Origin of the sequence: Bacillus sp. YBWC18 (assembly GCF_002998775.1) — a bacterium.
Taxonomy (GTDB): Bacteria; Bacillota; Bacilli; order Bacillales; family Bacillaceae; genus Bacillus.
The window spans coordinates 40,925-63,654 of sequence record NZ_PVRI01000003.1 but is presented as its reverse complement, the minus strand read 5'-3'; the positions used below and the strand labels follow the sequence as shown (position 1 = coordinate 63,654).

At 42.6% G+C, this 22,730-nt stretch carries 16 protein-coding genes; 13 read left to right on the top strand and 3 right to left on the bottom strand.

Annotated elements, in window-relative coordinates:
- Window positions 1-32 precede the first annotated feature (32 nt).
- From C6348_RS09780 to C6348_RS09770, 3 genes are all read right to left on the bottom strand, one after another.
- Window positions 33-446 (bottom strand): VOC family protein, encoded by a 414-nt coding sequence (locus C6348_RS09780; protein ID WP_106042807.1) that lies wholly within the window; start codon window positions 444-446, stop codon window positions 33-35.
- Window positions 447-576: 130 nt separating this feature from the next.
- Entirely contained in the window at window positions 577-1,941 is a 1,365-nt protein-coding gene (gene dnaB / locus C6348_RS09775) for a replicative DNA helicase (RefSeq protein ID WP_003214779.1), read from the bottom strand.
- Between the two features lie 251 nt (window positions 1,942-2,192).
- Window positions 2,193-3,149: a DUF4885 family protein gene (locus C6348_RS09770; protein ID WP_106042805.1), complete on the bottom strand. Its 957-nt coding sequence runs from the start codon at window positions 3,147-3,149 to the stop codon at window positions 2,193-2,195.
- A gap of 108 nt (window positions 3,150-3,257) precedes the next feature.
- On the opposite strand from C6348_RS09770, the gene C6348_RS09765 reads away from it, so the two are divergent.
- The 13 genes from C6348_RS09765 (at window position 3,258) to C6348_RS09705 (ending at window position 22,693) form a co-directional block, all read left to right on the top strand.
- A complete protein-coding gene (locus tag C6348_RS09765) occupies window positions 3,258-4,115 on the top strand; it encodes a hypothetical protein (RefSeq protein ID WP_106031728.1) in 858 nt (285 codons plus the stop codon).
- Between the two features lie 595 nt (window positions 4,116-4,710).
- Entirely contained in the window at window positions 4,711-5,592 is an 882-nt protein-coding gene (locus tag C6348_RS09760) for an alpha/beta hydrolase (protein ID WP_106042803.1), read from the top strand.
- Window positions 5,593-5,599: 7 nt separating this feature from the next.
- Entirely contained in the window at window positions 5,600-6,385 is a 786-nt protein-coding gene (locus tag C6348_RS09755; protein ID WP_106031726.1) for a 2,3-dihydro-2,3-dihydroxybenzoate dehydrogenase, read from the top strand.
- A gap of 26 nt (window positions 6,386-6,411) precedes the next feature.
- Window positions 6,412-7,593, top strand: a complete 1,182-nt coding sequence (gene dhbC, locus C6348_RS09750) for an isochorismate synthase DhbC (protein WP_106042801.1) — start codon at window positions 6,412-6,414, stop codon at window positions 7,591-7,593.
- 23 nt (window positions 7,594-7,616) lie between these two features.
- On the top strand, window positions 7,617-9,236 hold the full coding sequence (locus C6348_RS09745; RefSeq protein WP_060597687.1) for a (2,3-dihydroxybenzoyl)adenylate synthase: 1,620 nt from the start codon (window positions 7,617-7,619) through the stop codon (window positions 9,234-9,236).
- 19 nt (window positions 9,237-9,255) lie between these two features.
- On the top strand, window positions 9,256-10,161 hold the full coding sequence (locus C6348_RS09740) for an isochorismatase family protein (RefSeq protein WP_106031723.1): 906 nt from the start codon (window positions 9,256-9,258) through the stop codon (window positions 10,159-10,161).
- Between the two features lie 15 nt (window positions 10,162-10,176).
- Window positions 10,177-17,325: an amino acid adenylation domain-containing protein gene (locus tag C6348_RS09735; RefSeq protein WP_106042799.1), complete on the top strand. Its 7,149-nt coding sequence runs from the start codon at window positions 10,177-10,179 to the stop codon at window positions 17,323-17,325.
- A gap of 20 nt (window positions 17,326-17,345) precedes the next feature.
- Window positions 17,346-17,573, top strand: coding sequence for an MbtH family protein (locus C6348_RS09730; protein ID WP_025093680.1), 228 nt, complete (start codon window positions 17,346-17,348; stop codon window positions 17,571-17,573).
- Between the two features lie 124 nt (window positions 17,574-17,697).
- A complete protein-coding gene (locus tag C6348_RS09725; RefSeq protein WP_066031473.1) occupies window positions 17,698-19,323 on the top strand; it encodes an AraC family transcriptional regulator in 1,626 nt (541 codons plus the stop codon).
- A gap of 98 nt (window positions 19,324-19,421) precedes the next feature.
- Entirely contained in the window at window positions 19,422-20,387 is a 966-nt protein-coding gene (locus C6348_RS09720; protein ID WP_106042797.1) for an ABC transporter substrate-binding protein, read from the top strand.
- Between the two features lie 115 nt (window positions 20,388-20,502).
- Complete coding sequence (locus tag C6348_RS09715; protein ID WP_060597691.1) at window positions 20,503-21,237, top strand: alpha/beta hydrolase; 735 nt, start codon at window positions 20,503-20,505, stop codon at window positions 21,235-21,237.
- Between the two features lie 72 nt (window positions 21,238-21,309).
- Window positions 21,310-21,456 (top strand): YycC family protein, encoded by a 147-nt coding sequence (locus tag C6348_RS09710; protein ID WP_106042795.1) that lies wholly within the window; start codon window positions 21,310-21,312, stop codon window positions 21,454-21,456.
- Window positions 21,457-21,478: 22 nt separating this feature from the next.
- A complete protein-coding gene (locus C6348_RS09705; protein ID WP_106042793.1) occupies window positions 21,479-22,693 on the top strand; it encodes a CynX/NimT family MFS transporter in 1,215 nt (404 codons plus the stop codon).
- Window positions 22,694-22,730: the final 37 nt, after the last annotated feature.

Below are 22,730 nucleotides of genomic sequence, written 5' to 3'. Positions count from 1 at the left end.
GAAAAGACTCCCACCAAGCATGGGAGTCTTTTTTAAACGGGGGTAATTCCTTCTGTGTTCATGAGCACAATGCGATACCCATCTGGATCTTCAATGGTTGCTCCTCCCCGTTCCCAATATGGATTTGTAGAGGTGACTTGCCGTCCGCCAAATGAGATCAGTCTCTCTTTCATCTGCTGAAACTCCTGTTCATCAGGAATATAAAAAACAAGCAGCTGTTCTGGATGCGGAACGGGCAGGCTCTCTTCTTCTTCATGTTTGGTGATTTCTAAATGAACATGCTGATGAGGAAGCCCCAGCATCACACCATCGTATCCTTCATGCTGATCAAATGAACCTATTCGTTTGAGCCCTAAGCCTTTTTCATAAAAAGAAACAACCTCTTCCATGTTGACGGTTGGACGTGCGATGCGTAATTGAGCGGCTTCGAACTGTTGAAATTTCATCAGTCATCACTCCTTTTCTCCTTTTAGTATACGATTTCTCTCTCTCCCTCTCCTCCTCATTTCGACCGTTTTTCAATCATTCTTTCGATGTAGATCCATCAAAAAAAAGCCCAGCTTCTTGAGCTGGGCTTTAAGCACCGGGCGGAACACCCGCATCGTCAAACCTTCTTTCCAGATTGACGAATTTGTTATATTCTTTGACGAACGCCAGTGATACTGTACCAACTGGACCGTTACGCTGTTTGGCAATGATGATTTCAATAATGTTCTTATTCTCTGATTCTTTGTCGTAGTAATCATCACGATAAAGGAATGCCACGATATCGGCATCCTGCTCGATACTTCCTGATTCACGAATATCAGACATCATTGGACGTTTGTCCTGACGCTGCTCTACTCCGCGTGAAAGCTGAGACAAAGCAATAACCGGAACTTCAAGCTCCCTTGCCAGCGATTTCAATGCCCTAGAGATTTCAGAAACCTCTTGCTGACGGTTATCGCTTGATCGTCCGCTCCCTTGAATGAGCTGCAAGTAGTCAATCAAGATCATGCCAAGACCGTTTTCTTGCTTCAAGCGGCGGCATTTTGAGCGAATTTCACTTACCCTGATTCCTGGTGTATCATCAATGAAAATCCCACTATTTGATAGCGAGCCCATCGCCATTGTCAGCTTGCCCCAGTCCTCTTCTGTCAGATTACCGGTTCTTAGGTTCTGTGCATTGATATTTCCCTCTGCACAAAGCATACGCATGACAAGCTGCTCAGCCCCCATCTCTAAACTAAAGATGGCGACACTTTCGTCTGTCTTCGTCGCGACATTTTGTGCAATGTTCAATGCGAAGGCTGTTTTCCCTACCGATGGACGAGCCGCTACAATAATCAAGTCATTTCGCTGGAATCCAGCGGTCATCCGGTCAAGTTCAGAGAATCCTGTTGGAATCCCTGTGATATCGCCTTTTCGGTTATGAAGCTGTTCAATATTATCATATGTCTGAACAAGAACGTCCTTAATGTTTTGGAAAGCTCCTGAGTTTTTACGCTGCGCCACTTCCATAATGGTCTTTTCAGCATCACTCAACAGATCCTCTACTTCATCCTCACGCGTGTACCCATCCTGTGCAATGGTTGTCGCCGTACGGATCAGACGTCTTAAAATTGATTTCTCTTCTACAATTTTTGCATAGTATTCAATGTTTGCGGCAGTTGGGACAGAGTTCGCAATATCGGTTAAATACGAAATCCCGCCTACCTCTTCTAGTAAATCTGTATTGGCAAGTTCAGAAGTCACCGTGACAAGATCGACCGGTTCCCCTCTATCACCAAGTACAAGCATCGCATTGTAAATCTTTTGATGCGACATTCTATAGAAATCCTCTGGAATTAATACCTCAGAAGCGAGCGTGAGCGCAGATGGTTCTAAAAAAACAGCACCTAATACGGCCTGCTCGGCTTCTATATTTTGCGGCGGCAGCCGGTCATCGAGAAGTTCCGTCATGCCAAGCACCGTCCTTTCATATAAAAATACGCTACTCATCATTTTAACATTTTCATCAATAAAAAAGTGAAAAACATCGACTATAGTCAAAATTACCATGAGGATGTTTCGTTGAACAGCCAACCAACGCATTTCAATAGAAAAGACTCTGTAACATAAATTGTTATAGAGTCCTTCTGTATCGGATTTTTATCTGTTGTAGTTCACACATGTGATCGACGCTCCAACATGGCATGTTCGAATGCGTTTTTTTAATCTATCGTTTTCTTAACTCCATAATTTTCTTTTTGCCCAATGTCTTGTAAAGACCCGTTTTGATAACCAATAGATAACACCAAATCGGGAATTGAATCAATCCCGTTTTTGGCTAGATCAAATAGCTGTGCACCATAATGTGAAGCGGCAATGCGTGCATTTTCTGCTGTGTATGGATTTTTCAGGAGTTCTTCTTTGTATATATCAAAAATATTCTTCCCGTTATCCGTTACAAATTGACCGTTTACAATGCTTAAATCTTTTAAATTGTAGCCTGTGACCGTTTTGATTTGATTAACAAGGTGGAATTTGGCAAGAGAATCAGGCGTGAATTGAGTAGAATCGTCAGATCTGCTTTTCATGATGTGGAAAAATAATTCTCTTGTATTGTTGGTTGTATTTAATAGGTCTTCTATTTGTTTGGTCAGCGATTCGTCTGTTGAACCACTCACCAATAATTTGAAATGATTTGGGTCAATGGTAAAAGTTAAATTTGTGTTTTTAGGAATGGTTATACCGTTTTTAGAGAATAAATCTTGCAATTGTTCGTTGACCTTTTGCCGATTGAATATTTTTTTCTCTACGCTTTCTTGGGTAGGATCGTACCGTTTTTCATTACGGAAGATGGCGTCATTAAAGTCATATTGACCTCCTTTATTATTCCTTGCCCAACTCATTTCCATAATGTAAGCAGCTTCTCTTTCCGGTTTTGTTAGATCACTTCTGAAATAAGAAGAATAAGGGTTTCTATACTTATTATATATATGGTCTTGAGGATCTTTGAATCGTTTATTTTGTTCATTTATTTTTTCGTATTTTTCATCTAGTATTTTCATCCGTCTATCAGCTTCGGTCATCACCTCATTTGTACTTTTAATAGCTGATTGACCTTTATAGTCGATTCGGTTCTGATTGTTTGAAGCACCTGCCGTGTATGACGTATTAATATTCATTTTGATTCTCCTTTTTAAAAAAATAGTGATTATTAAATATATCGGCAATTCAGTTAAAATTTGTTAGTTTTGATCCGATATAGTAATTATTACAAGGAGGGTTAAAATATGACAAATACTATCTTCAAACGTTTTTTATTACCTGCATTGGTATTAGTGCTTGTTACTAGTTTTTTTGCACCTAATTCTGCGGAAGCAGCTATTACAGGGAATAACAGCCCTAACACAGCAAGTTCAATGGGATATTGGAAAAATAGTCGTCCAGATACAACAATCTTACCTGAAGGTGAAAATGAAGCGTATTATCAGTTCACGATCAATAAAGGTGAAAGAGTTTATGTCAGAAGTTCTTATAATAAGCAATATACAGGGATGAATATCGAGGTGTATAATTCTAAATATTCTAGGACAGGGTCCGAAGTTATTAATCCTGATTCAGTAACGCCTTTTATTTTTGCTAATACTGGTGAAGTTACATCAACTTCAGAGACTTATTTTGTGAAAGTGACCCGTGGTACATATACAGGGAATATGTACTTTACTGTTTCCATTCAAGATCGTATTAAATCTGGGAATGGGACATTCAATTTTACGGGGACTTCTACCAACTTGGGGAATTCTTCTTTAAATTTTTTAGGAGTTGATTCTTCAGTCATTACAATGGATTTAACTAATAATTCCACAGTTCCTAAACGTGCTGTAGTTAAATCGATTACGACAACTAGTACCCAAACACCCAACCAAGGGAATGTCACACACAAACTGATGGCTAGTGAAAGTAATATTTGGTACACATCACTTTTTTCTTCTGCAACAAGCGGTTCTTACCGTATTTCTCTTGAAGATGAATTAAAAGTCGCTCAAAAATGGAACTTTAAGTACAACGCAAAAGCTACAGCGAGATCTACTATGAGCAATGTCAAAGCCGATATCCGTTACGAATATGATGTCACAGATGGATTCTAATTTAATGGTGTTTACAGACATGTTCACCAATTGATCAAAAAGTAAGGGTACATTCCCTTACTTTTTTAATTGTGTCATTTTTGATGCTATACTTCGCCACTTTTAAAACAGCTACGCATGATATTGAATAAGTTGTGAGATATGATCACCAGCTTTTTGCAAAATCCTCCTCTTTTTGCCTAAAAATATAAGAGGGTCTATAGACTCATTTTTCCTCAAAATTATTTCGAGAAGAAAAACCTATATTTATTCCTGAATCAAACAGAAGAAAATGGTAAATATTCCGAGGCAGTCAAGGTCTTTTGACATTTCTCCTCTTTTTAAATGACAAGGTCCGGTATTCCCTATTTCAAATCATTTGTTAGTGAGTTAGTCCTTTATTTTCTGAATATTAAGATTAAAATATCCAATACACAACTTTATGAACATTTGACTTCATAATTGATAACCATTATCATTTGATTTGCTTGCGTGATAGTTGAGAATCATTTTCATTTGGAGGAACCATTCTTCAATTACTACACTCATCCAATATCCGCAAGCCTGCTTTTATCATCGTATGAGGGTCGAATTTGAGGAAGGAGATTTTTTACATATGGCCAAACGCCCTGAAGGAATGGGTACTGAGGATTCACTTTTCGGAGAAAGCCGTCCTTTTTTTATACCTGGGACGGAGCAACTGGATATCACAGCACACCCATACAGACTTTTTATATTTAAACCGAATACTACTCCTCCAGCGGCTGGTTTTCCAGTCATGTACGTGCTTGATGGGAATTCACTTTTTGGCACAATGGTCGAAGCCATTCGTTTACAGTCAAGAAGACCTGAAAAAACAGGTGTCGTACCTGCCATCATTGTTGGAATTGGCTATCAGACAGAAGCGCCCTATCATCCGCTCAGGCATTATGATCTCACTCTTACCAGCCCTGACGCTTCCATTGGGGGCAAAAGAAAGGACTTCTCCATCCATACATATGGCGGGGCCTCTGCTTTCTTTTCTTTTTTAGAAAAGACTGTAAAGCCTTATATCGAGCAACGCTTTCCGATCAACCTGAGTCGTCAAACACTGTTTGGGCATTCTCTTGGCGGTCTATTTGTATTACACACACTATTTGAGCACCCTGATGCTTATCAGACATATATTGCGGGCAGTCCTTCTATCCACTGGAATAAAAAATTATTTCTAGAAAAAGAATACCAATTCACCAACCGTATACGTCAGGTGCCTATGGATGTAAGGCTGTTTGTAGGTGTAGGTGAGCTAGAAAAACATCATCCATGTCAAATGAATGATCATGCAAAGTCACTAGCAAATCGTATGTTGCCTTTATCCTCATATGGCTTACATACGGCCTATCATGAGTTCCCTGAAGAAGGACATACGTCCGTTTTACCGGTGCTGATGAATTACGCTTTCCGTTTTGCACTCTATCATGATGATCCTTTAACAACCACAGACATGAAAGAAAGGTAGTGAACACATGAAACATAGTGGTCTATCTCAAAAGATTGCCCTTATCACAGGTGCAGGACAAGGTATTGGGCAAGCAGTCGCAAAAAGACTATCCGAAGAAGGTGCGATCATTGCAGCAGTTGACGCAAATGAAGATCAGCTGCAAAGCACCATCCAACAAATGAATGATGAAGGCATACGCGCCTTTGCCTATCCAGGTGACATTACCGATCAAGCTTCTGTTCAGCACATTGTCGATCAAATTGAAAAGCAGCTCGGACCCATTTATTTACTAGTCAATGTAGCAGGCATTCTTCGAATTGGTTCTATTGACCAGCTTTGTGCAGATGACTGGCAACAAACCTTCGCAGTCAACACACATGGTGTCTTTTACGTATCTCAAGCTGTCTCCAAATACATGATGAAAAGATCAGAAGGGGTCATTGTGACCGTCAGCTCTAACGCAGGTGCCATTCCTAGAATGAATATGGCTGCCTATGCCGCTTCAAAAGCCGCAGCTACTTCCTTTACAAAAACGCTTGGATTAGAGCTAGCAGCCTATGGAATCAGATGCAATGTCGTCTCTCCTGGCTCTACCGCAACACCTATGCAATGGGCTTTATGGTCTGATGAACAAGGAGCAGATCAGGTGATTAAAGGTTCTTTAGAGACGTATAAAACCGGTATTCCTTTACAAAAAATCGCTGATCCTCAAAACATCGCTGATGCAGTCATCTTCTTTGCATCTGAGCAATCCAGTCATATTACGATGCAGAATCTCACGATTGATGGTGGCGCAACACTCGGAATCTAGCATTTCATCAAAAAGGAGGCCTTTTCATGAAACATTCATTATTGTCGTCAGAAGAAAAAGTACAGTTGATTCAAGACTATCAGCCAGGCGCTTTTTTCCTTGCTTCCCCTAAACGTACGATACTGGCAGAAGGGATTTTCCAGCATATTGAAACCAATCAGCTAAATGAACTATCCACAAGGGTAGCTCACGTATTTGACGCTGCCAAACAAGCTGGTATTCGAACACCGATTGTTGCTGGTGCTGTTCCGTTTGATCCGGCGCAACCCGTTCGTTTAAGTGTTCCAATCCATGTACAGTTTAGTGATCCACTCGAATTTCATCAAGGTGATGAGGAGTCGGAAGTGGCAGCTCCATCCTATGAGGTGACGCCTGTTCCCTCTCCAGATGTCTACATGAATGGTGTGAACGAAGGGTTAGCTAAAATTGAGAAAGGAGAGCTTAGCAAAATCGTACTCTCTAGATCTCTCTATCTCAAATCAAATCGAGAAATTAATACGAAAGCAATACTCGAACGACTTGCTCGTCATAATACGACTGGCTATACGTTTGCTGCAAATGTAGCTGACCCGGAATCTTCCCAAAAGCGCACACTGCTTGGGGCAAGCCCTGAGCTGCTTCTTTCAAAAACTGGTTCATCTGTTATTTCCAATCCACTTGCTGGTTCTCGGCCACGCAGTTCAGATCCAGTAGAAGACCAGCGTCGTCACGATGAACTCCTTACTTCAGCGAAGGATTTACACGAGCATGCAGTGGTTGTCGCTGCTGTCACTAAAGCGCTTGCTCCTTACTGTCATACACTAGATGTGCCTGCATCACCATCCGTCATACAAACAGAAACGATGTGGCATTTATCTACTGTCGTTAAAGGTGAATTAGCAGATGCAGGTGTATCCTCAATTGATTTAGCGCTTAGACTTCATCCAACACCCGCAGTATGCGGAACACCTACAGCAGATGCTCGTGAAGCAATCCAAGCGATTGAACCCTTCGATCGAGGATTTTTCACAGGAATGATCGGTTGGTCAGATGCAAATGGTAATGGTGATTGGATTGTCACCATTCGTTGTGCAGAAGCTGAGGGGCACTCCCTTCGCCTCTTTGCTGGTGCAGGAGTGGTCAAAGGATCAAAGGCAGAAGAAGAGCTAGCCGAAACATCTGCAAAATTCAACACGATGCTTCATGCGATGGGCATCCATCAGTTATAAAAATACATAGGAGATGACAAAACATGTTTGTTCAACCACCTACATGGCCAGAAGAATTTGCAAAACGCTACCGTGAAAACGGCTGTTGGCGTGGGGAAACCTTTAGCGGCATGCTTCGTGAACGCGCCGCATCGTTAGGGAATAAAACAGCAATTACATATGCTGATACGCACATGAGCTACCAAGAACTTGATGAGCGCGTCAGCAGTCTTGCCGCCGGTTTTCATCAGCTTGGAATTCAAAAGGGAAGTCGAGTTGTCGTTCAGCTTCCTAACATTCCTGCTTTTTTTGAAGTCATTTTCGCTTTATTTCGAATCGGTGCTTTACCCGTCTTCTCGCTTCCATCTCATAGAAGCAGCGAAATCACTTATTTTATTGAGTTTGCCGAAGCAGACGCATATGTCATACCAGATATCGATGGTAGCTTTGATTATCGATCACTCGCACGTCAAGTGAAAGAAAAGCTTCCCTCATTACCTCATGTCATTGTTGCAGGGGAAGCTGAGGAATTCCTTGACTTGGATGATCTGCGCAAGGACCCATCACTTGATCCTCAAATTCATGTAGAGGCAAGCGAAATTGCGTTTCTTCAGTTATCTGGAGGCAGCACAGGCCTTTCAAAACTCATTCCTCGTACACATGATGACTATATGTATAGTCTTTGGAAAAGCAATGAGGTGTGCGAGCTTACACAAGATAGTGTGTATCTAGCTACACTTCCAGTTGCACACAACTATCCATTAAGCTCGCCTGGAGTCCTTGGGACGTTATACGCAGGTGGAAGAGTCGTTCTTGCACCTGGATCAAGCCCTGATGTCGTCTTTCCACTCATTGAAAAAGAACGAGCAACCATTACCGCTGTCGTTCCACCTATCGCATTGATTTGGCTAGAGGCTGCTCCTCATCGATCAGATGACTTATCCAGCCTTGAGGTCTTGCAAGTAGGTGGTGCTAAATTCAGTGCTGAGGCAGCAAAACGAGTGATGCCTGCCCTTGGGTGTAAATTACAGCAAGTTTTTGGCATGGCAGAAGGTCTGGTCAACTATACCAGATTAAATGATCCTGAACATGTCATTATTCATACACAAGGACGCCCGATGTCTGAATATGATGAGGTACTAGTGGTAGATGATGAGGACAAGCCCGTCCCGAATGAAGTGGCTGGACATCTTTTAACAAGAGGACCTTATACGATTCGTGGCTACTATAAAGCTGATGAACAAAACAAAAAAGCATTTACACCCGATGGCTTTTACAGAACAGGTGACATCGTGCGATTAACCAAAGAAGGAAATGTTGTTGTAGAAGGCAGAGACAAGGATCAAATCAATCGTGGTGGCGAAAAGGTTGCCGCTGAAGAAGTTGAGAACCATTTACTTGCGCACCCTGACATTCATGATGCCGCCATGGTGTCCATGCCAGATCCATTTCTTGGCGAACGCTCATGTGCCTTTGTTATTGCAAAAGGAAACAACAAGCCAGCACCACACGCATTAAAGTCATTTCTAAGAGAACGCGGGCTCGCTGCCTATAAAATTCCCGACCGCATTGAATGGATCGATGCGTTCCCACAAACAGGTGTAGGCAAAGTCAGTAAAAAAGCATTAAGAGAATTAGCTGCAATCCATACTGCCAACGTATAAAAAAAGAGGAGTGAAAACCATGGCAATCCCTACTATTCCTGCGTATCCAATGCCGAGCACACAAGATTTACCCGAAAATAAAGTGAACTGGATACCGGATCCGAAACGTGCTGTTCTGCTGATACATGACATGCAACAATATTTTTTAAATGCATTTCAACAAGATACATCACCGATCACAGAGTTAGTTCAACATATTGAACAATTACGTAATACATGCAATGAACTTGGAATTCCAGTCGTCTATACAGCTCAACCTGGTGACCAAGACCCGAAGGATCGTGCCTTATTAACAGATTTTTGGGGACCTGGACTTGGTGATGATGAAGCATTGACAAAAATCATTGATCAGCTTGCTCCATCTGAAGCAGATACAATGCTGACAAAATGGCGTTATAGCGCATTCAAAAAATCCAATTTTTTAGATATTCTTCAAGAAGGCGGGCGTGATCAACTGATCATTACTGGCGTATATGCACATATTGGCTGTATGCTGACAGCCGCAGAAGCATTCATGCTCGATATTGAAACCTTTTTTGTCGCCGATGCCGTTGCTGACTTTTCACTTAAGCATCACAAAATGGCAATGACCTATGCAGCTGAACGCTGTGCGGTCACCACAACGACAAACCAAATCATTAGTCGTTTAACAGGACAGGAAGCAGAAGATGACCTATCTTTTGAGGCCATCCTTCACCAAGTAGCTGAGTATCTCGAAATCAAGCCGAATGAAATACCGCTTGACGAGAATCTCGTCTACCTTGGGCTTGATTCTATTAGAATGATGAGCCTAGCGGAAAAGTGGAGACAGCAAGGAATGACAGTCAATTTCGTTGAGCTTGCAGCAAATCCAACGCTCACTCATTGGCGAACTCTTCTTTTCCCAGAAAAACAGCCATCTATCCCAAATATCGATTACATGTAAAGGAGGTATAGACCCTTGTCGATCCAGTCAGTCGATTCATTCCCACTAACCGGTGCCCAATCAGGCATATGGTATGCGCAGCAGCTTGATCCATCTAATCCCATTTTCAATACAGCTGAGTATATAGATATTAAAGGTTATATTGACCCCATACACTTTGAAGCAGCCATTAGAAAGACTGTCTTAGAAGCAGATTCCTTGTATATGCGCTTCGTTGAGGATACTGACGGTCCAAAGCAATGGTTTACATCTAAGAAAGAGATTCCATTTCAATATATCAATTTACAATATGAAAAACAGCCGCTTGATGCGGCTAAAGCATGGATGAATGCAGATCTTTCAACATCAGTCTCTTTAGAGAAAGATGTATTATTCCGTGAAGTACTTTTTCAACTTGCTGACGACCGATTTATCTGGTATCAGCGCATTCATCACATTGCCATTGATGGATTCGCCTTTTCGCTCATTGCACGCCGTGTTGCTGAGGTCTATTCAGCCCTATCGAAAGGGACACCTGTGCCTCCTCAAACATTTGGAGCCTTACATGACGTAGTCCAAGAGGAGATCACCTATCAACAGTCCAATCGGTATGAAGAGGATCGAGCGTTTTGGAAAAATCGCTTTGCTGATCAACCTGAAATTGTGAGCCTTGCTGAGCTTGCCCCAAGAACTTCAGATGATTTTATCCGAAAAACCGCTAGCTATGATGCCGAAAAGGTAAGCAAAATGAAAAAAAATGCTCAAGCTTTCGGTTGTACCTGGCATGAAATGATTCTTGCCGCATCCGCTCTATATATGCATCGTATGACTGGTGCACACGATATTATTTTAGGATTGCCTGTTATGATGCGCCTTGGATCTTGCGCCTTGCAAACACCCGGAATGGTCATGAACCTAGTACCGCTTCGTTTAACATGCAAACCAGAAATGACGCTCTCAGCACTTGTTCGCCAAGTATCTGATGAACTGAAAGCCATTCGGCCTCATCAAAGATATCGTCACGAAGACATGCGGAGAGACTTTAAACTCATCGGAAGAAATCAACGATTATTCGGCCCACAGATCAATATCATGCCATTTGATTATGATCTCATGTTCGATCAGAGCATTGGTCAAGCACATAATCTTTCAGCAGGACCCGTAGATGATTTATCGATCAACATATACGACCGCGCGGACGGGAACGGATTTCAAATCGACTTTGATGCAAACCCTGCCGTTTACAAAGAGCAAGCAGTTGACGCTCATCAGCATCGTTTTCTTCAATTGCTGGAGGAAATAACTGGACTAGAACAAGATCAGACAATCAGTCAATTCAACCTTCTTTTGTCTAAAGAAAAAGAGAACATCCTCAAGCACTGGAATGATACAAAACGAGAATTACCAAAAGAATCTTTACGGGAACTATTTGAAAAACAAGTCAGCAAAACACCACAAGCAAAAGCAATACAGTTTGAAGGAACCACTTTGACCTACGAAGAGTTAAATCAACGGGTAAATCAATTAGCTCATTATTTGAAAAGGCATGGCATCGGACCAGAACAATTTGTCGCAATTGCTCTGCCTCGATCCATCGATATGGTCGTAAGTCTGTTGGCCGTCGTCAAAACAGGAGCCGCATATCTGCCATTAGACCCTGATTACCCTAGCGATCGTGTCGCCTATATGCTAAATGATGCCAAACCAGCGTGCTTGCTCACAGTCAAAGAGACTGCAGACCGTTTGGACCATCCACACATCGTTCAACTCGATGATTCAACTGTTTATCAGGAGATCGTAGGGAGTCCGCATCTCAATCCGACCTGGAACGAAGGCTCTCCACATCACCCGGCTTACATCCTCTACACGTCAGGATCGACAGGCAAACCAAAGGGTGTTGTTGTAACAAAACGAAATGTGATCAACTTTATATTGTCCATGCAAGATTCATTTTTATTAGATCAAGGAGATCAGCTTTTAGCGGTAACGACCATTGCCTTTGATATTTCCGGGCTAGAAATGTTCCTCCCACTCTTACATGGGGCTGCTCTTTTATTGGCAAAAAAAGAAATCATACAAGAGCCAGCAAAGCTTTCAGACATGATTCGTTCTCATCATGTCACAATCATGCAGGCAACACCAACGTTGTGGCATGTATTGGCAGATGAATACCCTGACGTGATAACAGGTATGCGTGTTCTTGTTGGAGGAGAAGCACTCCCTGCCTCCCTTTTGCACACATTGCAATCTCTTCAATGCGACATTACCAATTTGTACGGACCTACAGAAACGACGATCTGGTCTACGATGGAAAATGTCACAGCACATCAAGAGAATAGCGGGCCGCCAATTGGCAAACCCATTTGGAATACGAGTATTTACATTTTAGATGAAGGGCTAAACCCTGTCCCAGCAGGATCAATCGGTGAACTTTATATTGCAGGTGAAGGAGTATCCAGAGGATATCTTGGACGATATGATTTAACGGCTGAACGTTTTGTGGCTGATCTATTCGGTACAAAAGGCACGAGAATGTATCGTACTGGTGATTTAGCCAGATGGCGTGAGGATGGTTCAATTGATTATATCAGCCGTGCCGATCATCAAATTAAAATCCGCGGCTTCCGTATTGAACTAGGTGAAATCGAAACCGTGATTATGCAACACCAATCCATAAAGCATACATCTGTTATCGTTCGTGAGGATCAACCTGGACAACAGCTGCTTTGTGCGTATGTTGTGCTGACAGATGGCACTTCTCTGCACCCTTCAGAGCTCAGGCAGTTTGTGGCTGCATCACTTCCTGATTACATGGTGCCTTCTGCTGTTGTCGTTTTGCCAGACCTTCCACTTACACCAAACGGCAAAATCGATCGCAAAGCATTACCAGCACCAAATATGTCTTTAGTTAGTTCTGACCGTACACCTAGAACGCCCCAAGAAGACATGTTATGTAGTTTATTTGCAGAAACCCTTGGCCTATCTCAAATTGGCATAGATGATAGTTTCTTTGACTTAGGCGGACATTCCTTACTCGCCGCTCGTCTGCTTAGACGTATACGCGATACACTTGGTGCAGACCTAAGCATGAGTACCATTTTTGAATCACCTCGAGTTGCTGAGCTTGCGCAGCACATTGACAAAGCGAAGGACATTCGGCCGCCGCTTCAGGTAGAAAACAAGCCAGATGAGATTCCGTTATCCTTTGCCCAAAAACGGCTCTGGTTCCTTCATTGCCTTGAAGGGCCAAGTCCAACTTACAATATCCCACTTGTCATTCAGCTGACAGGTACACTAGATCAAAAAGCTTTAATTGGTGCATTGGCAGATATCACTGAAAAACATGAAACCCTTAGAACCATTTTTCCAAATAAGAACGGCATGCCAAGACAGGTCATTTTACATCCAAAAAGTGTTCAGCCTGAACTCCATGTCACAGCTTCAAGCGATCAACAAATTGAGAATCAGTTAAACGAAGCCATTCGCTATAGCTTTAAGATTGAAGAAGAACCCGCACTGCGAGCAGATTTATTCATGCTTGATGCAAATCGATCCGTACTGCTTCTATTGCTACATCACATCGCTGGTGACGGCTGGTCACTTGCACCATTGACACGAGACTTAGCTGCTGCTTACGAAGCACGTATACAAGGGAAATCACTCTCCTTGCCAGCCGAACCTGTTCAATATGCTGACTATGCTATTTGGCAACAAAAGCTGTTGGGCAGTGAAGAAGAGACGGATAGTCTATTTGCCAAGCAACTAAGCTATTGGACAGGTGCCTTACATGACCTGCCAGAAGAACTGGAGCTTCCCTATGACTTCCCGCGTCCACAGGAAGGAAGCTTCAACGGTGCTACGATAGACTTTACGATTGAGCCCGCTTTACACCAGCTGCTCCTTGAGCTTGCAAAGCAGCATCAAGTGAGTTTGTTCATGGTGCTTCAAGCATCACTTGCAGCATTACTGACACGCCTTGGGGCGGGGACAGATATCCCAATTGGCAGTCCAATTGCTGGACGGAATGACGATGCACTTGACGACATTGTGGGATTGTTTGTGAACACACTAGTATTACGTACAAATACAGCTGGTAATCCAACCTTTAGTGAGCTATTGAAGCGAGTTCGAGACGTTGACTTAGCAGCCTATGAGCATCAGGATCTGCCATTTGAACGGCTAGTCGAAATCCTAAATCCAACCCGATCCAGATCACGCAATCCATTGTTCCAGGTCATGCTTGCCTTCCAAAATACACCGAAGGCGGAAATGAAGCTGACACAACTTGACTCAGATCTCTACGTGAAACCAGTAGGGTCAGCTAAATTTGATCTGACCATCGAATTGACAGAACAAAGAACTGAAACTGGATCAGCAGCAGGATTAACAGGTTTGTTTGAATTCAGTACAGATGTATTTAAACAAAGCACCATTCGAGCAATCGCTGACAGAATGAAGCGCTTTTTAACAGAAGTAGCTGAGCGCCCACACCTGCCGATTGGTCAAGTGAACATTTTGTCGGATAAAGAACGACAAACATTTCTCCCTGACAAAAAGACATTCGCTCAGTTAGACCAAGCACCTAGTCTCCCAGACTTATTTGAAAAAACGGCGCAGCAATACCCTGATCGAGTGGCTGTAACGGATGGCAATCAACAGCTTACCTATGAAGAGTTAAACAACAAAGCCAATCGACTTGCTCATTTATTAATAGAAAGAGGCGTTGGACCAGAACAGTTCGTTGCACTTGCCCTGCCTAGATCAATCGATATGCTCGTAAGCTTATTAGCCGTTCATAAAGCAGGCGCAGCCTATGTTCCGCTTGATCCTGACTATCCAGCAGACAGGCTGGCATACATGATACAAGATGCCAAACCCGTTTGCAGCATCACAACAAAAGCAGATGCAGTGCATCTCCCTGCTGATTGCGATTTGATTTTGTTAGACGAAAAAGAAACGAGCGATCAATTGCTGACTACGCCAAATCACAATCCGGCTGATATAGACAGAATTGAGCCACTATCTTCTCTGCATCCGGCCTATATTATTTATACATCCGGTTCTACAGGGAAACCAAAAGGAGTGGTCATCCCACACCAAAATGTCATCCGTCTTCTGACATCTACTGCACATTGGTTCCATTTTGATGAAGAAGATGTTTGGACAATGTTTCATTCGTATGCCTTTGATTTTTCAGTATGGGAAATATGGGGACCACTTTTATATGGAGGTCGACTTGTCATTGTACCTCATACCATCTCTCGCTCTCCAGAAGAGATGCTGCAGCTTCTAGTCGAGGAAGGTGTGACTGTGCTTAATCAAACACCTTCTGCCTTCTATCAGCTCATGCAGATAGACAAGGAACAACAGACACTTGGTCAAGCATTATCACTCCGCTATGTCATCTTTGGCGGTGAAGCATTAGAGCTTAGCAGATTAGAAGATTTGTACAGCCGTCACCCAGACTGTAAGCCAAAGCTAATTAACATGTACGGCATTACAGAAACCACCGTACACGTTACGTACAATATACTCAATCGAGACATGATCGCAAAGAAATCCAGTAGCTTAATAGGCGAACCGATTCCTGATCTACACGTTTACGTACTAGATGAATACCTACAACCTGTTCCCCCTGGGACGACAGGTGAAATGTATGTAGCTGGAGCTGGCTTGGCCAGAGGTTATCTAAGCAGGCCTGACCTGACCTCAGATCGATTCCCTGCCGACCCTTATGGAGCACCTGGCACAAGGATGTATCGTACAGGTGACCTCGCACGCTGGACAGAAGAAGGGGCACTTGATTACATTGGCAGAGCTGATCACCAAATTAAAATACGCGGGTTTAGGATTGAACTTGGAGAAATCGAAGCCGTTCTGGCACGCCACGATGCAGTTGCACAAGTTGCCGTCATTATGCGAGAGGATCAGCCTGGTGACAAACGCTTAGTCGCATATATCGTAACAACTGAAGAAGACTGTTTCGATACAGAGACCCTTCGTCATTTTGCCGCAGCCAGTCTTCCTGATTACATGGTGCCTGCGGCATATGTACAGATTGATACCATGCCACTTACAGCAAACGGGAAGCTTGATCAAAAATCACTGCCGGCACCTCAATTGCATATAAAGCAAACGGATGGCCGCGGCCCAAGAAATCCGAAGGAGGAAATCCTATGTCATCTCTTTGAAGAGGTGCTTGATTTGCCAAAAATCAGCATTGACGATCGCTTTTTTGACATTGGCGGGCATTCCTTACTTGCGGTTCGTTTAATCAGCCGCATTCGTGATGCACTTGGTGTCAAACTAAGCATCGGAACGTTGTTTGAAGCACCAAATGTTGCAAGTTTGGCAGAGAAACTAGAAACAGGAAGCGATGAAAACGCACTAGAAATCTTGCTGCCACTACGAACAAATGGAGAAAGATATCCTCTCTTCTGTGTTCACCCAGCAGGTGGTCTTAGCTGGTGCTATGCAGGCCTCTTGAATACATTAGAGAAAGACATCCCTATTTATGGATTACAGGCACGAGGAATCGCAAGAAAAGATGACTACCCGCGCACACTAGATGATATGGCTGCGGATTATATCAAGCACATCCAAACGATTCAGCCAAAAGGCCCTTATCATCTTCTTGGCTGGTCACTAGGCGGAAACGTTGTACAGGCAATGGCTACACAGCTCCAGCAGCAAGGTGAAGAAATCTCACTCGTTGCGATGCTGGATGCCTATCCGAACCATTTCTTACCGATTAAAGAAGCACCTGATGAAGAAGAAGCACTAATCGCTCTTCTTGCGCTCGGCGGTTATGATCCAGATACCTTAACAGATGAACCGCTCACAATGAAAAGTGCCGTCGACATCTTGAAAAAAGATGGCAGTGCACTAGCAAGCTTAAGTGAAGATGCCATTAGAAATCTAAAAGAAACCTATGTCAATTCAGTTCGATTGCTCGGAGAATATCAGCCAAAAACTTATCATGGAGATATATTATTCTTTAGATCTACCATTATCCCAGATTGGTTTACACCAATTGATCCCGAAGCATGGGCACCTTATATCAACGGAAAAATTGAACAGCACGACATTCATTGCCGGCACAAAGACATGTGCCAGCCTAAACCCCTAGCAGAAATTGGTGTCATCTTAGACAACACACTGCATCGGGTCAAACAAAAGCACTAAGAATAAAGGAGAGATGACAAATGACAAATCCCTTTGATCGTGAAGACGGTGTCTTTCTTGTGCTTGTCAATGAACAAGGACAGCATTCACTTTGGCCATCATTTGCACCAGTGCCAGATGGATGGGAAAAGGTCTTTGGTGAAGACACTAGAAATGCCTGCATCGATTATATCCAGACACACTGGCAGGACTTACGGCCTTTAAGCTTAACAAAAGAACCTGCCCTAGCACATGGAAAAACGGAATAAATCATCGCACCCTGATCTCACTCAGGGTGCTTTTTTGACAGAATAAACATCACCATCTTTCCAGCCCTTTCTGCTACAATTTAATTGAGAATGTTTATCAATCATTAAGAGATCAGGTGGTTTTATGGGAAATAACAATCAATTACGTACAATGGCAAATGCCGAACAATTCATCTATCGATTAACATATACTGAAAAAATAAATAATGCAGAGCTTCCGCATACGGAGCAACAGCTATCAGATACATTCTGCCTCCTCTTCAGCATAAGCGGCAGCGGTTTACTCACATTGAACGATCAAAAATGGCGATTGAAAAATCTGACACTCTATACGATCATGCCTGGGGAAACATTTATGTTGAAAACAGAGCCTTATCGAAAACACGAGCTCTATCTGTTTCGCTTTCAGCTCTACACACTGCAAGATCAAAACATAGGAGAAGTATCAACTGAACATGCCCGTTCTTTACTGAATGTATGGCAATTTATCGATATTAGCTCGATTGAACAAATTCATTCTTTACTGCCTGAAATGACAGAGGAATGGAAAAGACCTGAATCCATTAGCTTTTTTAGAAGCCAAACTCTTTTTCAACAGCTCATTATGCAGCTTTTCACACTGCATAAAGAAGATATTTGTGACACGGCACATGCCCTTTTCAAAACAAAACAATATATTGATCAACATTCCGAAGAACCCCTCAGCCTTACAAGTCTATCTCATATGGCTGGCATCAGCGCCAATCATTACAGTGACCTATTTAAAAAGCATTTTGATGTGAGTGTCACTGATTATATCACCAAGAAAAGGATGGCTAGAGCCAAACAGTTAATGGCAAAAAGCAATGCAAAGCTCAAAGACATTGCACTGGAAATCGGCTATCAAGATCCCTATTACTTTAGCCGCATCTTTAAGAAAAAAACTGGCATGACCCCTTCTGCTTATATGAAAAGCCGTCAGCGGAAAATTGCAGCCTATGGTCATTCCATACTCGGTCAGCTCACACCAATTCATATCATCCCATATGCTGCCCCTCTTCATCCTAAATGGACAGCACATGATTTTGAGCATCATGCAGAAGAAATTCCGATTCACCTGAGTGCACATCGTATCAACGAGCACGCTGAAGCCAATTTACAGCAATTAAAGGAAACAAAACCTGAGCTGATCATTGCCAATGATCATGTGACAGAGGAAGAAAAACAAGTGTTGAAAACCATCTGTCCTGTTCACTTTGTTCCATTCACACAATTGAATTGGCGCGCTCAATTCAGACAAACAGCTATGTTCCTGAACGAAGCGAAGGAAGCAGAAGAATGGTTGCTTCATTACGAGGAAATCGTCATTCAAGCGAAAAAGGCATGCCTTGTTGATCATCCACCAAAAACCGTCCTGCCTCTTCGTATCTTTCAAGATCAGCTCTACTTGTCTGTAAATCGCACCATGTCAGAAGTGATTTTTCATGACATTGGTCTTCTGCCAGCTTTTCAGAATGATGGTCAGCTAATAGAAAAAAAAATCAGCATTCGTTCCATACAACAGCTAGACCCAGACGCCATCTTCCTCTTCTTGCATAAGGAGCCAAAAACCATTGCATTTTATCAAAAGTTAAAGCAACAGGAGGCTTGGCAAAATCTCAAGGCTGTGAGTCAACAAGCAGTCTATCCACTCGCTTCTGACCCTTGGCGTGAATACACAGCAGCCAGTCATCAACGAGTCATTCAGGACCTTTTATCTTTTTTTCCGTAAAAAGTCCATCATTTGATAGAGAATTGTCTATGGCTAAAAGGACGAAAGCCTAATACAATCTTTAATTGAGAACAATTATCAGTTAAAGGAGAAAACAAATGAAAAAATGGTTAGCATTGCTTACCCTTTGTATCATGACGATCACCACAGCAGCCTGTGGTGCTACAGAAAATAAACCTGCTTCAAACACAGCCAAAAGCAAGTCAGCTGAAGCAACAGAAACAAAAATCAATTACTTAGATCAAACGTACAAGCTCAAAACACCAGTGAAACGAATCGTCATTGCTGGAAGCCTAGAATCAATGGAAGATGCAAAATTACTTGGTATCCAACCTATTGGTGCTTCTACCGTAGGCGGCACATTCCCTGAATTATTTAAAGACATCACAGCGAAAACAGAAGGCATCGGTGAAAAAACAGAACCAAACCTAGAGAAAATCTTAAAACTAAAACCAGACGTGATACTCGGATCAACAAAGTTCCCGCCTGCAACAATTAAAAAACTGGATAAAGTCCAAACGACGATCCCAGTATCCCATGTCTCTTCTGACTGGGAAAGCAATCTTTTATTGCTCGGTACGCTGACTGGAAAGAGTGAAGAAGCCAAAAACATCATTTCTGATTATCAGAAAGATCTCAAACAGGCGAAAGAAACCCTGAAAGACAAAAGCAACAACAAAACAGCTGTCATTTTACGCATTAGACAGGGAGACCTGTACGTGTATCCTGAAGATGTATACTTCAACTCTACCTTATATGGGGACTTAGGATTTACAGCACCAAGTGATATCAAAAAAGCCAAAGCACAAGCGATGATTTCAATGGAGCGCCTGGGCGAACTAAATCCTGACTATATTTTTGTTCAGTTCTCTAAAGCGGAAAACTCATCGAATCCAAACGCATTGAAGGACTTAGAGCAAAATAAAATTTGGACAAGCCTAAAAGCTGTGAAAAATGGGCACATCAATGCAAATGTCGTTGATCCTATGCTTCAAGGAGGAACAGCACTAAGCAAAACAACCTTCCTTGATAAAGCTGTCAAATGGTTAGAGAAAAACAACTAAAAAAAGAAGCGCCAATTTGCGCGATCAGATTGTTGACAAAGGGCTAAAATGATCTTTATTTTTAGCTCTTTGTCTTCTTTTCAGTGTAGTTGAAAACCTTGAGGAGAGAATACACATGAACGGAACGTTTCTATATGACGAATTTAATGGGCGTCAGCTTGATATTTACCTTCCACAGGACACCTCTATTGATGTTCCAGCTGTCTTTGTACAAGATGGCTCTTCTTTGTTTAGAACACACCTGCTAGAGATCGAAAGAATGATCGAAGCCAATACCATCTCGCCAATCATCATTGTCGGCATACACCCCTTCAATCGACTTGATGAATATACACCATGGAAGGCGTCATCACTGCGTTCTGAGTTTCCTGACTTTAATGGCGAGGCACAGACGTATATGTCATTTTTAGCAAATGACTTGCTCCCATATATCAAAAGAGAATATCCAGTCAAGCAGACCTGTCATCAACATAGTCACGTAGGTGCTTCATTAGGTGGACTATTTGCTATTTATACCCTATTGATGCACCCTGCCCTTTTTAAAAACATCGCATCTATCTCTGGGTCATTTTGGTATCAAGATTTTCTACCGTTTGCTAAACAACAAAGCATTCAGTGTGTGGAGCACCTTGTCTATTTATCTGTAGGCAGTGAAGAAGGTAAAGGCAAAACATCTGCTCAACAGCACATGCCTTTATTCAACAAACAACTACATGACCTTTTATTACAGAAAGGGATGCAGGATTGGCAGCTGCAATATCACATCGAACAAGGGGAGGGCCATCATCTGAAACAATTTCAAAAAAATTTCTTATCGGCCATAAAGTGGTTTTATAAAAGAGAACTCTAATTTTTTATCAGCATGGCACAAAGCCGATATGATATATTGGAACGTATAGATTGAAAGAGGAGGGATTTGCGTATGAGACCTTTACAAATCTCAGCCGATACAGCACAAAAACTTGCGGCATCACTCAATGTACCCATTGAACAAATCATGCATATGCCGCAGCCTATCTTAATCGCTAAACTAGCAGAACTTGAACAGAAGAAAGATCGTTCTTCTTAAAGAAATAAAGGAGTTTACATTCATGGAACAACAACTAGAACAATCAACATTACATCCTCGCAGTAAAGGACAAACCATCCTGCTGATTGCTGGGATTTTACTCATTGCATTTAATCTGCGGCCTGCCATTACGTCCGTGGGGCCTCTCATCGGCGCCATTCGTTCCGATTTACAGCTTTCAAATGGACTTGCGGGTTTTCTCACAACATTACCACTGCTCTCATTCGCATTGCTTTCTCCAATTGCACCTAAAATCGGAAAACGTCTTGGCAATGAACGAACCCTTTGGCTTGGGCTTGCTGTCCTTTTATTTGGGATTGTGATTCGCTCGTTTGGCACGATCACCTTCTTAATGATTGGAACCGCGCTTGTCGGTGTCGGGATTGCAATATGTAATGTGCTCTTACCGGGGCTCGTGAAGCATAAATTTCCTGCACATGCTGGATTGATGACGAGCGTGTATACGACCTCGATGTCCGTCTTTGCGGCACTTGCATCAGGTGTCAGTGTTCCACTCAGTCATACGATGCCTGGCGGCTGGAATACATCATTCCTCGTATGGGCTGGCCTTGCTCTTCTCGCGATGATGGTCTGGGCGCCACAGCTTCTTCATCAGAACACAGCGGCCGTCAAAAGCATTTCGCTCACAGAGCAGCCAATATGGCGTTCACGTGTCGCATGGCAGGTGACCTTTTTTATGGGGTTGCAGTCATTCCTTTTCTATAGCAGTATCGCCTGGTTTCCCGATATTTTAACATCACATGGAATGAACCTGTCGACAGCCGGCTGGATGCTGTCCATTATGCAGTTTGCTGGACTGCCATCCACCTTTTTAACGCCTGTTTTTGCAGAAAAATTAAAAACACAAAGACCGCTTGTCTTCGGACTTGTCCTTGTGTATTTACTCGGCATGATCGGACTTCTTCTCGGAGGATCGACGCCTATTCTCGTGATCTCTGTTTTATTGATCGGTATTGGACAAGGTGCCAGCATCAGTCTGGCGCTCACATTTATCGGATTACGGACGACCAATATGGAGCAAGCCGCTGCCCTTTCCGGAATGGCGCAGTCTCTCGGTTATTTATTAGCCGCCGTTGGTCCGTTCATGATCGGTATCCTTTTTGATCTCACACATACATGGACGCCATCCATTATCATCTTTATCATCATCCTATTTTTCATGTTTTTATCCGGTATGCGAGCCGGACGAAGCGTCTATATTTCAGATCCATCATAAAAAAAGAACCCGCCTCCTCGTGAGACGGGTTCTTTTC